The 12,900-nt window shown below is 50.7% G+C and carries 11 protein-coding genes and 1 pseudogene; 8 read left to right on the top strand and 4 right to left on the bottom strand.

Annotated elements, in window-relative coordinates; all coding sequences use genetic code 11:
• Positions 1-372: 372 nt before the first annotated feature.
• Positions 373-2,553 carry a sensor histidine kinase gene (locus G459_RS29225; protein WP_084454662.1) on the top strand — a complete coding sequence of 727 codons (2,181 nt, stop codon included), beginning with the start codon at positions 373-375 and terminating at the stop codon, positions 2,551-2,553.
• Between the two features lie 457 nt (positions 2,554-3,010).
• Here the strand turns inward: G459_RS29225 and G459_RS29580 are convergent, their stop codons facing one another.
• On the bottom strand, positions 3,011-3,532 hold the full coding sequence (locus G459_RS29580; protein WP_084454661.1) for a PRC-barrel domain-containing protein: 522 nt from the start codon (positions 3,530-3,532) through the stop codon (positions 3,011-3,013).
• Positions 3,533-4,407: 875 nt separating this feature from the next.
• Between G459_RS29580 and G459_RS0122655 the strand changes: the two genes are divergently transcribed.
• The 3 genes from G459_RS0122655 to G459_RS0122645 all read left to right on the top strand — a co-directional run bounded on the left by G459_RS0122655 (position 4,408) and on the right by G459_RS0122645 (position 7,622).
• On the top strand, positions 4,408-4,989 hold the full coding sequence (locus G459_RS0122655; RefSeq protein ID WP_026969658.1) for a DUF4142 domain-containing protein: 582 nt from the start codon (positions 4,408-4,410) through the stop codon (positions 4,987-4,989).
• Positions 4,990-5,429: 440 nt separating this feature from the next.
• Positions 5,430-6,944, top strand: a complete 1,515-nt coding sequence (locus tag G459_RS0122650; protein WP_026969657.1) for an FAD-dependent oxidoreductase — start codon at positions 5,430-5,432, stop codon at positions 6,942-6,944.
• 21 nt (positions 6,945-6,965) lie between these two features.
• Positions 6,966-7,622, top strand: a complete 657-nt coding sequence (locus G459_RS0122645; RefSeq protein WP_026969656.1) for a DUF6766 family protein — start codon at positions 6,966-6,968, stop codon at positions 7,620-7,622.
• A gap of 43 nt (positions 7,623-7,665) precedes the next feature.
• On the opposite strand, the gene G459_RS0122640 is transcribed toward G459_RS0122645, so the two are convergent.
• Both G459_RS0122640 and G459_RS0122635 read right to left on the bottom strand, forming a co-directional pair.
• Complete coding sequence (locus G459_RS0122640; protein ID WP_026969655.1) at positions 7,666-8,040, bottom strand: SPW repeat domain-containing protein; 375 nt, start codon at positions 8,038-8,040, stop codon at positions 7,666-7,668.
• Positions 8,041-8,225: 185 nt separating this feature from the next.
• On the bottom strand, positions 8,226-8,594 hold the full coding sequence (locus G459_RS0122635) for a hypothetical protein (protein ID WP_026969654.1): 369 nt from the start codon (positions 8,592-8,594) through the stop codon (positions 8,226-8,228).
• 152 nt (positions 8,595-8,746) lie between these two features.
• Between G459_RS0122635 and G459_RS0122630 the strand changes: the two genes are divergently transcribed.
• On the top strand, positions 8,747-9,262 hold the full coding sequence (locus G459_RS0122630; RefSeq protein WP_026969653.1) for a hypothetical protein: 516 nt from the start codon (positions 8,747-8,749) through the stop codon (positions 9,260-9,262).
• 199 nt (positions 9,263-9,461) lie between these two features.
• Positions 9,462-9,653: a CsbD family protein gene (locus G459_RS0122625; protein ID WP_026969652.1), complete on the top strand. Its 192-nt coding sequence runs from the start codon at positions 9,462-9,464 to the stop codon at positions 9,651-9,653.
• Positions 9,654-9,787: 134 nt separating this feature from the next.
• Here the strand turns inward: G459_RS0122625 and G459_RS0122620 are convergent, their stop codons facing one another.
• Positions 9,788-10,498, bottom strand: a complete 711-nt coding sequence (locus tag G459_RS0122620) for a DUF3291 domain-containing protein (protein WP_026969651.1) — start codon at positions 10,496-10,498, stop codon at positions 9,788-9,790.
• A 537-nt stretch (positions 10,499-11,035) separates the two neighbouring features.
• Between G459_RS0122620 and G459_RS0122610 the strand changes: the two genes are divergently transcribed.
• Complete coding sequence (locus tag G459_RS0122610; protein WP_026969649.1) at positions 11,036-12,778, top strand: GMC family oxidoreductase; 1,743 nt, start codon at positions 11,036-11,038, stop codon at positions 12,776-12,778.
• A gap of 3 nt (positions 12,779-12,781) precedes the next feature.
• Positions 12,782-12,900: pseudogene (locus tag G459_RS30670) on the top strand (gluconate 2-dehydrogenase subunit 3 family protein); the annotation flags it as partial.

Here is a 12,900-nt window from a genome sequence, read left to right as displayed (position 1 = left end):
GTTTAAATCTATCGATTTACTCGCCCTGGACTGTTACACGAATTGCACGGATCGTTACATAATTCCAGTATCGAAGCAAACAAGGGCGCTGGCAGTGTGGTTTAGACATTCAATTCTGCTTTTGGCCACAATCATCGCATTATTATTGCACCGGAAGTATAAAACTGTGGGTCAGACGAAATCGAGCATGTCTCCGGCGACCCATATTGGGATGCCCCGATACGTATCGGGGTGCTGTGCGAGATTCTCCCCATCCGCCGCGGCGGACGGGACAGGCTATGTGGCCGATAAAGAACAAATGATAAACACATGAAATTGAATATCTAGCCAATTTCGGGATATCGATCATGTCACCTCTATTATTAGCTTTCCATGTTAAAACGTTCAAAAAAATTATACTATGGATCACTTCTGACGACGATCGGTATAGTTGTGACCGTCCTTGTGCTTTGTATAGTACACTATAGATCCGTGCAGGGTGAGAGACTGCAGGCAGCCAGCTCTCACCGGCTCATCAATCACCTGACCAAGGTGCTTGGGGAATTCCAAAAACTGGAGATCCTGGCCGATGATCCGGATGAACAACCCTATTCCGAGGCTGTAGAGGCATATTTGGATGCGGCCATAGCCCTTCAGTTTCAAGTTTCACAACTGGCTTCTTTCAAGGGTGGCTCCCTGGTCAATGACCCTCATTTTGACAGCCTTCGAAATCAAACCGATGTCTATCTGGACCGATACTGGCAGTTCATGTCCGAAAGACATGACGCTGTTACCGAAGAGGGATCGGAGGCGACGGTTTCGTTATTGGCGGATCTTGCTGTCATGTCCTTTGTGTCGCAATGGGCTATGGAGGAAGAGGAAGCGCTTGCGGCCCGACTGGTTTATTCAAGAAGTCTACAGGATATTACCCTCATCGCCTCCATTGTTCTATTGATCCTATTGGGGTGCTTTCACATCATCTATAGAAGGGTAGTGATGAAGGAATTTCTCCAATGTGATGACGCAATTCTACAAAACCGCGTCAACACCGACATCTTTGAATACATAGAGAAAATGACCGGCGCGGGACACGGGTATTATAATTTCAACAACAAAAAGCTCATTTTTTCTTCTAATCTGTCCCGCATCTTGGGATATCAGCCCATGGAAGCGTCGCCCTCTTTCAGAAAGATCCTCAAGCGGGTAGACCCTGCTGACCGCGGGCAAGTGCTGGAGAGGTTGAAATCCCTGACGCCGAGCACCCCTCCCGTGGAGACTGTGACAAGGATCGTCTTGCCGGAGGGCGAAGTCAGAAACGTACTTTCACTGGGATTTGTCCGAAATGACAAGCAGGGCAGGACTGCGGTCTTTGTGACCAAGGATATTACGTCGGAGATCGCTTCCCGGGAGATGCTCAGACAACTCAACGTCAACCTCACGCTCCAAAACCGCTTGTTCACGCACATGGAATCGGCCGCGGCCATCGGCTACTACACCCGTATTGTCGATTCCAATGAGGAGATGTTTTCGGATAATTTGTTTCGTCTTTTGGGATCCACTCCCGATGTTACGGTGCCCTCCAGAGAGGTTCTGCTCTCTTATGTGCTCGAAGAGGATAAGCCGCTCGCCTACTCCTGGACCGATCCGGACTTATCCGTAGAAGACTGGCAAAAGGTGACGATCAGGATACGTGACGCTGACGAAGAGATAAAATACTTCAGCGTAAGTAGGGAATTCTTCACAGATGACAGTGCCCAAATCCTTCTGGTTACCTTCAAGGACATCTCGATGGAGGCCGCCGTCAACAGAGATCTCGAGCACAAAAACATTGAACTGTTCAGAAGCAATGCAGAGCTGAAATCCTTCAATCATATAGCGAGTCATGACCTCCAGGAGCCGATCAGGAAGATACAGACTCTGATCTCCATGCTGAAGACGATCCCTGACCTAAGTATCTCGGAGAAGGCCGGGGACTATCTCAGTAGAATCAGCCGCTCAGCCAACCGCATGCAGCTTCTCATCCTGGACTTGCTGAGGTTTTCCAGAGTGTCCAACGAAGCCAGGAAATTTGAGCCCTACAGCCTGCAGGCGGTTTTGGACTCAGTCTTGGAAGAGCTGAGCACGCTGATCGAGGAAAAAGGCGCCGAGATAGAGGTCTCTCCGCTCCCGGCAGCCTCCGTCATTCCGACCCAGATGCAGCAGCTCTTTACCAATCTGATCGAGAATGCATTGAAGTTTGGCAAGCAAGGCCATAAGACCGTGATCCGGATCTACACGGAAGAGCTGACGAAGTACGAAAGATCGCTGTTTCCTTCTGTAGAGGATGACATGGATTTATTGAAGATTTCGGTGGAGGACAATGGGATCGGATTTGACCCGATCCATTCGGAGAGCATCTTCATCATCTTTAACAGGCTGCACGACAAGAATGACTTTGAAGGCTCAGGAATCGGCTTGGCGATATGCAGAAAAGTAATCGAGAACCATGGGGGGATCATCTTCGCCCACGGTGTTCCGGGTGACGGTTCCAAGTTCACCTTTATCATCCCTACCGGGACGGTGTATAGATCTTGACATATGCGCCAAATCAGCTAGTTGAGACGCATGAGGAGAATCCTATCAGTCAGTCATAAGACTGCGCCGGTCACTGGTGAAGTAGTCGGGTCATCTACTTCTTCTTTGTTGAGAACAATAGTCCGATTGCAAGGACTGCAATTCCAACCAATACAAATAACGCGACTTCTATTCCCACGGGTAGAGAGGTTTTTTGGAACTTATATTCTAAGTTAATTATCTGAGCGCACCATATCCAAGTTTTATCTTTTGGGAGTGAATTGATTAGGTTTGGCTTTGAAAATAGGGTTTGGGAGCTGTGACTTTCACATGATTGATACTCCCGGTGATAGGAACTGGCTCATTGGCCTGTGATGTTTCTGGGTGCTGCCAGGTGATGGTAGCCGCCACCCAAAAGGCAGAAAAAGGCTGACCCGTCAAGGGTTAGCCAATCAAATTAACAATTAAGACAGAAAAATCAGAGCTGCGGATCTATGCCACTTCGCCTATCGGACCGTCTATCCCGCCCTTCGCCCTCGGCGTACTCATCTCTGTAAGCCCGGTCAGGATCTGAGTCCAGGGCGAAACTGCTGTCGTCCCCGAAATAAGACCTGTTTTCCTGATCATACCGACCATAGAGACTGCGGTCTTCCTCACTGTAATACGTGCGCGTGGTATGAAGAAAGTCCGTCTGTGGTCCACTTGGCCAATCTTCTTGGTCAAACCCGGGGGCATTTTCCAAGGTCTCCTTCGATTCCATGACCACAATGACTCCATCTTCCTCCCGATCGAAGTCAAATGCCTCGAATGGCAGCGCCAGAAGCTTAGATCCCAAGTTGAGAAATCCTTCGTCCACTTTTAGGACGACGTAGTCTACTTCTCCGGTCCGGGTATTGATCATAAATTCTTTGATGGATCCGACCGATTCATCGCGTTGGGTTCTCACAGTGCAGGAGAATGCCGTGGAACAGCTGATTTGGGAATGGTTTTGCGTATTCATTGGGTAGTTGTTTAAGTGGTAAATCTCTTTGGTGTATTGAAAATCAGTTACTTGATAAGTAGACAATGGCGCCTCCTCGCGACTTCTGCAATCGGTCCAATTATTAGGAACTCAGTAGACTTATTTCCTATCATCAGCTCGTTACAATAGGGATAAGCCTTAGTCTGCTAAATGTCGGTCGTTGGAGGCATCATCGTCTTTGGGATCTCTGATCCTTGGCTTGGCACAGAAATCAATGTTTTCAGGATTATATAAGGCAATACCCTGTCCAAATCAGACGCTTCGCTTCCAGCGGTCTTGGAAGTTAATTGGTCTAAAAACTGGATTGCTAAAACATTATTTTGATTTTCCGAGGAGTGATGATGTCTTAGATAGAATATTTCGTAGGAATTATAATATTATTCTAAAAATTCTGAGCGCAGTTTGATGATTTACGACCTGTGATCCCACCGCCTGGCTCACAGCGGATCACTCGGCACACCACATAGTGGCACGAAATACTCCCAAATGTGACAGAAAAAAACACCCGGCTTCTTTCCTGGGACGACGGTGCTGTGCAGCGGATCCTCGAAGGCTGTTGAAGATCCAAGCTGACGGATAAGTCTTGCGTAGGTTCATGTCAAGGCCAGAACGAAACGCTTCTGCATTGTGGAGATTGATACACATCTGCTAAAAATCTTCCTCAATTTCACTAAACGTCAGCTTTGGGATTTCTTGGATCATAACCATGATCTGTAGCGACGTATCCTGCTTTTGTCTTGTAAAAAGACGCCCTAGAAGCGCTATTACGGGGTGTCGCGCTCCTTTCGGCCTGCTTGCAGGGGAAATTTGGCACGCATATTTAGGATGTTGAGAAGAATCTAAACTCTATTGTTATGAAAAATCTAAAATTTAGTCCCATTGTATTGCTTCTGTCTAGCGCAATGTTTTTCGCCTCCTGTTCGCCGCAAAATAACGACAGCAAGGAAGTTGCAGAAGAAGCTAACGACGAGAAGTTTGATGACACCGGGTTGAAGAATGACACCGAGTTTGCCGTGACCGCCGCAGACGGCGGGATGCTGGAGGTGGAGCTGGGCAAATTGGCCCTGACCAATGCCTCTTCCGAACAAGTGAAGACGTTCGCTGACATGATGGTCAAGGATCACGGGATGGCCAATCAGGAACTGAAAGATTTGGCTGCGCGAAAGAATATTACGCTTCCCACAGCATTAAGCGAAAAAAGCCAGAAGTCTTACGAAGATCTCTCAAAGAAAACCGGACAAGAGTTTGATGACGAGTACATGTCCTTTATGGTTGACGATCATCAGGAAGACATCGATGCTTTCAAAAAGCAGGCTGACAAAGGAAACGACCCGGAGCTGAAAAGCTGGGCAGCCGGCAAGGTGCCGACACTCGAACAGCATCTCGAGCACGCTAAGCAAGCGGAAGCCGCAGTCGACAGCTTGAAAAATAAGTAAGCGTCTGGGGATTCTAAACGAATCTTTCCCGGTCTGAGATGGGGATAGAAAAGGCTTGATCAGCACCCGCAGGAAGCCCGGAACCTCGTGATAGGGAACGGGACAATTCCGCAAGCTGCTTGCGGGCTGCATCATCAAGCCTTAAGTAGGTCGCCCTCACTGGAACGGCCATTCTCCCGCTTTTTTCTCTCAATAGAGTCGAGAAGGCGGGAGTTTTTTTGCATATGGGCGGCATTTCCGGGCCCCTGAACTGGTGAAATAGTCACTGTTTGCTTGTTCACTATCGGCATTCTCATGCGATAGTTTAAAGACTCGGCGAACGATGAAGATCAATCTCTCGCCGCCCTTGGAAGGTCTGAAGTCCGGGGAATGTGTGCCGCCCACAGGCCATTTAATTTAATCGAATAACCAATAGCAGTTTAATACTAAAACATAGAATCATGAACAGAGACGGAGCAAGAAAAAGCGTCTGGCAGCAGGAGATCAAGAGTTTTGCTGCTGACAGTTATACGTCCAGAGTCTTCGATGTAGCCATTGTAGGAGGGGGAATCACGGGCGTTACCACCGCGTACAACCTCCAGAAGGCCGGTAAAAACTGTGTCCTTTTGGACGCCGCAAATATCGGATTTGGAACCTCGGGAGGCACTACGGCCCATCTTAACGACTTCTTCGACACGACATTTGGCGAGGCAATCAGCGATCATGGGGAGGAAAATGCTCGCCTTTTTAAAGAATGTGGCCGTGACGCCATGCGTATCATCGAAACCAACGTCCGGGAAAACGCCATCGACTGCGACTTCGAAAAGAAAAGCGCCCATCTTTTTGCGCTGGATGATAAGCAGGTCCGACAGCTGGAGGATATGGTGAAAGGAGCCCGGAATGTCGGCCACGAGATGAACTATATCGACGAAATCTCATTTCCGATCCCTTTCAAGAAGGCGGTGGAAATTCCCAATCAGGGACAATTTCATCCCGTCAAGTACATCCGGGCGCTGTGTGAGAGCTTCCTGCAGTCCGGGGGTGTGATCGTAGAAGGCTGCGTCTGTCAAGACCACGAGGAAACTGACGAGCAGGTCGCCCTGTCCACCTCAGGAGGGATGGTCATAGCCAATCATGTAGTGTATGCGACACATACCCCTCCGGGGATCAATAAGCTGCACTTCATGATCGCTCCCTATAGAAGCTACGTGATGGCCTTCACGCTGAAGGATCGGCTCTATCCAAAAGAACTCGGTTACGATCTGGAAGATCCCTATCACTACTACAGGACACACGAAATCGACGGAGAGAAGCTACTGATTGCCGGCGGCGAAGACCATAAGACCGGCCAGGCAGAAGATACCGGGGAGCGGTTTTCCAAGCTGGAAAATTACGTCCGCGCCTACTTTGACGTAGATCAGGTGAAATACAGCTGGTCAAGCCAATACTACGAACCGGTAGACGGATTTCCCTATATCGGAGTGTTGCCGGGAAGCGCGGGGAGAATCTTTACCGCCACGGGATTCCGGGGCAATGGCATGATGCTGGGAACGCTCTCGGCCACCATCATCGCTGACCTCATCCTCACCGGCAGTAGCAAGTACGAAAATCTGTTCAGCCCCTCCAGGATCAAGCCGATTGCTGGGTTCGCGGACTTTGTTAAGGAACAGACCGCAGTCGCGGTGGACTTCATCAAGGACAAGCTGTTTGCCGAGCGGGTAGCGTCGATGGCAGAAATCGGCGCAGGAGAGGCCAAGGTGGTTAAACATGAGGGTGAAATCTTTGCCGTATACAAGGAAGTCAGCGGCAGGCTTCATGTCCTGAAAAGTACCTGTCCCCACGCCAAATGCGAGGTGCGATGGAACGGTGCGGAGATCTCATGGGATTGTCCCTGCCACGGATCCCGCTTCAATGTGAACGGAAGGATGCTGACAGGTCCCTCCGTCAGCGGTCTGACCCGGGTTGAAAAAGACTGACGAAACATAAAAATGCCATCTATGTCGAAGAACGGTTTTTTCTATCGCAACAGCCTCGGGATAGTCCTGATCGCCCTGATGATTGTGACATTATCCGGTCAGGCCTATACCGGCTGGATTACGGAAAACAAAGAGCTGGTTGAAGAAGGACAGGCGCCCCTGTCGATAGGCGAATACCTGCAAAGCGGGCATTTCCTGCAAGCTACCTTTGAAAACTGGGAGAGCGAATTTTTGCAGATGATGCTATATGTCTTGCTCACCATATCGCTCCGCCAAAAGGGCTCCAGTGAGTCCAAGAAACTGGAGGGCGAGGAAGATGTGGACAAAGAGCCGACTCCACATCCCGATGCTCCCTGGCCTGTTAGAAAAGGCGGCATCTGGCTGTCAATCTACAAGCATTCCTTGTCGATAGCGTTTGGGATTTTGTTTGTCGTTTCCTTCGTGCTCCATTTTTTCGGCAGCTTTCACGACTTCAACCTCGAGCAGTCCATTAAAGGCAAGCCCACGGTGGAAGCTGCTTCCTACTTGTTCGAATCCCGGTTCTGGTTTGAGTCCTTCCAAAACTGGCAGAGTGAATTTATGGCTGTGGCTTCTATCGTGATCCTGTCTATCTGGCTACGCGAAAAAGGCTCACCTGAATCAAAGCCGGTGGACATGCCTCACAGTGAGAATCCATAAGGCTAAGGATCCAACGGAACTGCAACACAATTTGCAAAGAGCCTTAGGCTTCGGTGCGTGGATCGATCTTTCCGTAGGGAATGGGTTTCGTCATGAAAGCAATCAGCAGGATGAGGACGCCAAGACCTGACTGGAGGTAGGGAAGTCGATCTGCGTCGCCCAGTATCCAGGGAACGAGGATCAGCGTGATCCCCACCAGCATGTCAAGAATGAGATGGATTCTGAGTGGGATCATCCCAAAATGCTCATCGCGGAATCTTGTCAAGATACTGTAAGTGAGGAATGTGACACCAAGTATCAAAGGAATCCAGGATGAAGCTTCATCCAGTTCATAGCCGAAGATCCAGTGGAACAGAATCAGAACTGCTGCGATGACATAGTCGATGTAGGCGTGGAGTTTTGGACTGATGATTTTCATAGCGTCGATGGTTTATCTGTAGATCAATAGGTTCCGTGTGGGAATCTTGGTGTGTTAAGGAAAACCTGAGGCCTGTTTAGGATCAATTGCGATTGTTTGATAATCTGTCCTCCGAAATCCCAGAATAGTGGGATCGGCTATAAAGCATAAAGGATGCGGATGTCAGGCTTGCCTCGAAGATCGTACTACGAAGCAGTTGCCGCACCCTGCTGAGTTTCAATCTTCCCGGTTGGGGCAATGTCATTCAGAATGGAGACTAGGGGTCTGATCTTTTTTTGCGTTCGGGATCTGAAGTATATCTTCTTCCACGCACCGTCCTGCAGCTCCAAACTCAAGGCATACAACTTTCCCCGCCACATCAGATTCATCCTGCGAAGGTTCCAGCTCCTGAGGTCTTTTTCGAGATCGATCACATCCTTTTTCAGGGGATAGCCGACAGTCAGGGTTTTTCCTTCAAGTCTCACGCTGCTGCTAGTCTTGGAATTGATGAGCAGGATCGCGACAAAGAGCGCCAGGATAAGTATGGCGACGATACTGATAACGAGATAGTCCATAATAGTAGTTGGTTGGTTGTCATTTCCTAGCCAAGAACGATGCCAGTACCCGGTGCCGGGGAAGGCAATGGGCCGAATAGCGGCGAAGCTCATGGTTACATCCACTGGTACAATACTTGGATTCAAAGCAGTCTAACCAATGACGATTAACCATGAAACGCTATCAAACACAGTTTATTAGATCAGGGGCAGTTGCATTCCTGTTGTTTTTTATTTTCTCATGCAAGCCCAAGGGAGATTCGCTCGAAGACGACAACGCCGATACGGTCGGGATTCAGCCGACGGTAACGGAAGACGTCCGCACTCCCTGGAGCGATTCCCTAAACAGCGCCAACGGGGTCAGGGTAGAGCTGGATGCTCCAGAAAGCTTTGACTGGGCCGCTTTTCGGCAGAAATTTCACCGATCCGAGGACAGCGATGAGGATTTTCCCGCCGAAGTGGCGGTAGGGCCTTGGGTCACCTGGAATGAATACGAGTTCCGACGCGTGTACCGATATGACAATGACGCCCTGTGGATTCAGACCTTCTATCGATCGAAGGACAGCACGGATAGGACGGAAGGCCAAGGAACCCTGCTGCTGGACAGCCAGGATCCGGGTTATATGCAGATGGGCCCGCTGTGGGCGGACATGCTCACCAGAGGACGCCATCTCAATGACAGTCTATGATGGCTAGTTGTTTGCCGTATTGTGAAAAAATCGTTACAGAGTGAGGATTTTGCTGCAAACCGACCTCGCTATGAGAGCAGCGACGAGCGAGGTGACTACACAAAAAGCATGTTTCCCCGACGTAGAGATGGATTGTCTGGGATTCGGCTGCGGTGGCATGGGCTTTGGCTTATAGTCACCGAACTAAATCCATATAATCATGAACAGTACCGAAAATAAGATCAAAGGAAACTGGAACATCATCAAAGGAAAGCTCAAGCAACAATACGCGGAGTTGACAGACGATGACCTGACCTATGTAGAGGGCAAGGAGAACGAGCTGCTCGGGAGAATCCAGAAAAAAACAGGGAAAACCCAGGAAGAACTGAACCGATTCATCGATCAGGACTAGTCTGAGTTGAAATAAAATAAGGGTAGGAGGCACAGCAATGTGCCTCTTTTTTTTGCCCCTTTGAAACGATCAGTTATTGGAGATGTGGTAAAAGCCCGGATTAACGGCGATCTCGAAAGAGTGGGAAACCCGCGTTAACGGTCCAGTTCCAGACGTAGATCTTTCCAGCTTCCCAGCGTCTTGTAGGGAACAAAATTGGCGAAGAGCTCTTCGGAATACCATCCCAACTCCCGGGTTTTTCTGATGACATCCGTATGCAGAGCTGAGCCGTACGCGAAAGCCTGCATCGCTTCCCTGGACTCCCAGATACTGAAAGTTGCCTGCATAAACCATGGATACTCACCGATGCCGATAGAGAAGATAGATCCCTTGGCCTGAGTTGCGCGAGTCCCCAAAGAGGGGACGTGCCGCCAGAATTTGGGGACGTACCTCAATCGTATCCTTGCTCTGGTGATGACCGCTATCGGTCCCGAAGAAGAGACATCTTGAGGAGAATAGGGGTTGCGCTTATCCCAGAGTCCATGCGCCTTGACAGTTTTCATAAAGATGGTGTACCGCTCCGTGGCTCTGGTTTCGAACTCCGAAAAAAGTGCTGACTCAGTGAAGAACTTCTCTGCGTCAGACTCCGATCTCCAGACGCAATGGAGTGCATAGGTATTGACATTCAGCATCTTGGAGAACCCGTTCTTTCCGCCGCTTCCCATCAGTTTGTAAAACAGCAAACCGGGCACGCGGTCAAATTTCTTTTTGGCTTTCTGCATCTGCCCAAAAATCCAGAACGCATGCCTTCCCCGAAACCTAAACAGGGTAAAAGTGCTAACCTGAGAAATTGGCAAATCCTTCATGATGGTGGAGCGAGTTCCGCAAGATTTTCAATTTTTGAAGACTCCCTGCTAGTCGATTGTTTGGACATCTGTATAAAAAAACATGCCCGTTATTGAGACTGAAAGTGGAAGCTTGGTCTATCCGTCAAAACCCCAAGACATTTCGGGTTGGAGCGTCCTTGTGCCTGAACGGTGCAATCCCATCCAGCGCTCAGAGTTGGAGTGAGGCGGGACTGGGATCGTACCAGACAGGATCTGCTCGTTTTGCCGGAGATAGTGCAGATCTGGAGAAGAAGGACTTGTCTGCACGTCTAGTTCGGTCCAGTTTGGCCATTAATCTTCAAAGGAGGTCACTCGCTCACGCGAATTCGATCCTGATTAAGTGGATTTTTCGTCGACTGGGAGTCGGATTAGCAAAATTCAGGAAGCTTTTAACCGCGATTTAACCGACGATTTAATCTTTCCCCGCTATTTTTCCGGACGGATCAATCGGAGTAGGGTATTGCGCAAGTGGTGTGTTGATCCGGGAAACGTATTGCAACCTAAAATAACATTCTGATGAGCTTTCAGATACAAGAAAAACCTGATGTGTACGACGTGATCATCGTGGGCTCGGGAGCAGGCGGGGGCATGGCCTCCAAGATCCTCTCCGAGGCCGGCCTGAGCGTCGCTGTGGTAGAAGCGGGCGGGGATTTTGACCCTGCAAAAGACGAAGACAGAACCCAGCTCCGTCCGCCCTGGGAATCCCCGAGACGTGGTGCAGGCACCCGAATCCGCCCTTTCGGCGACTTTGACCAGGCCATCGGCGGCTGGGACATCGAGGGCGAACCCTACACCCACAAGGACGGCACCAAGTTCGACTGGTTTCGCTCCCGCATGGTCGGCGGCCGGACCAACCACTGGGGAAGAATCTCCCTGCGCTTTGGCCCCAACGACTTCAAGCGTGCCGGCATCGACGGCTTGGGCGACAACTGGCCCATCGGCTACGACGACGTCAAGCCTTACTATGACAAAGTAGACAAACTCATCGGGGTTTTTGGCTCCAAAGAAGGCATCTACAACGAACCCGACGGATTTTTCCTCCCCCCTCCCAAGCCGAGACTCCACGAGCTTTTCCTCAAAAAAGGAGCCGACAAAGCCGGCATGCCGATGATCCCCGGACGGCTGTCGATGCTTACCCGGCCGGTCAACAACGAACGCGGCGCCTGCTTCTTCTGTGCCCAGTGCAACCGCGCCTGTCAGGCCTACGCCGACTTTTCTGCAGGCACCTGCCTGGTTCACCCCGCGATGAAAAAGGGCAAGGTGGAGCTCTTCACCTACTCGATGGTCCGAAAGGTCACCACCGACGACAGCGGCAAAGCCACCGGCGTGTCCTTCATCTCCAAGATGGACATGAAAGAATACAAGCTTCGCGCAGGCGTCGTAGTCCTGGGCGCTTCCGCCTGTGAATCCGCCCGGATCCTGATGAACTCCAAATCCAAAACCCATCCCAACGGCATCGGCGGCGACTCCGGAGCCTTGGGCAGATACCTCCACGACTCCACCGGAGCGGACCGGATGGGCATCCTCCCGGACCTGATCGACCGTGAGCGCTACAACGAGGACGGCGTCGGCGGCATGCACATGTACACCCCCTGGTGGCTGGACAACAAAAAGCTGGACTTTGCCCGGGGCTACCACATCGAATACTGGGGCGGCATGGGCCAGCCAAGCTACGGAGCCGGCGGCGGCATGGACACGATGCGCAAGTTTATCAAAGATGAATTTGGCAATCCGAGTGCAAACGGCGGCTACGGAGAAGGACTGAAAAAAGACATCAAGCGGCTCTATGGGTCTACCCTGGGCATGTCGGGCCGGGGAGAAAGTGTCCCCCGCTATGAAAACTACTGCGAGATCGACCCGAATGTGGTAGACAAGTACGGCATCCCGGTACTTCGCTTCCACTACAACTGGACGGATCAGGAGCTCAAGCAGGCCAAGCACATGCACGACACCTTTGAGGAGATCCTCACCAACGCAGGCGCAACCCTGCTGGGTTCCAAGCCGGGACCAGAGTCCCAATACGGCCTCCACGCCCCGGGACGGATCATCCACGAAGTGGGCACCACCCGGATGGGAGACGATCCGAAGTCTTCGGTAGTCAACTCCAACTGCCAGGCACACGACTGCAAAAACGTCTTTGTCGTCGATGCGGGTTCGTTCGTGTCCCAGGCAGACAAAAACCCCACTTGGACGATCCTGGCCCTCTCCTGGAGGACCTCCGAATACATCGTGGACCAACTCAAACAAAAAAACATCTAAGCCATGAACAGAAGAGAAAACCTCAAACTCCTCTTTACAGGCTCCGTGGGAGCGGGCTTGCTGTTGACAGGCTGCGAGCCTGAGCAGGTTGCCGTACAGAACCAAGTCCTCACCGGAGGCAC

The sequence above is a fragment of the Algoriphagus terrigena DSM 22685 genome (assembly GCF_000429445.1).
Classification (GTDB): domain Bacteria; phylum Bacteroidota; class Bacteroidia; order Cytophagales; family Cyclobacteriaceae; genus Algoriphagus; species Algoriphagus terrigena.
The sequence above is the reverse complement of the archived record's forward strand: the minus strand, read 5'-3'. Positions and strand labels throughout refer to the sequence as shown.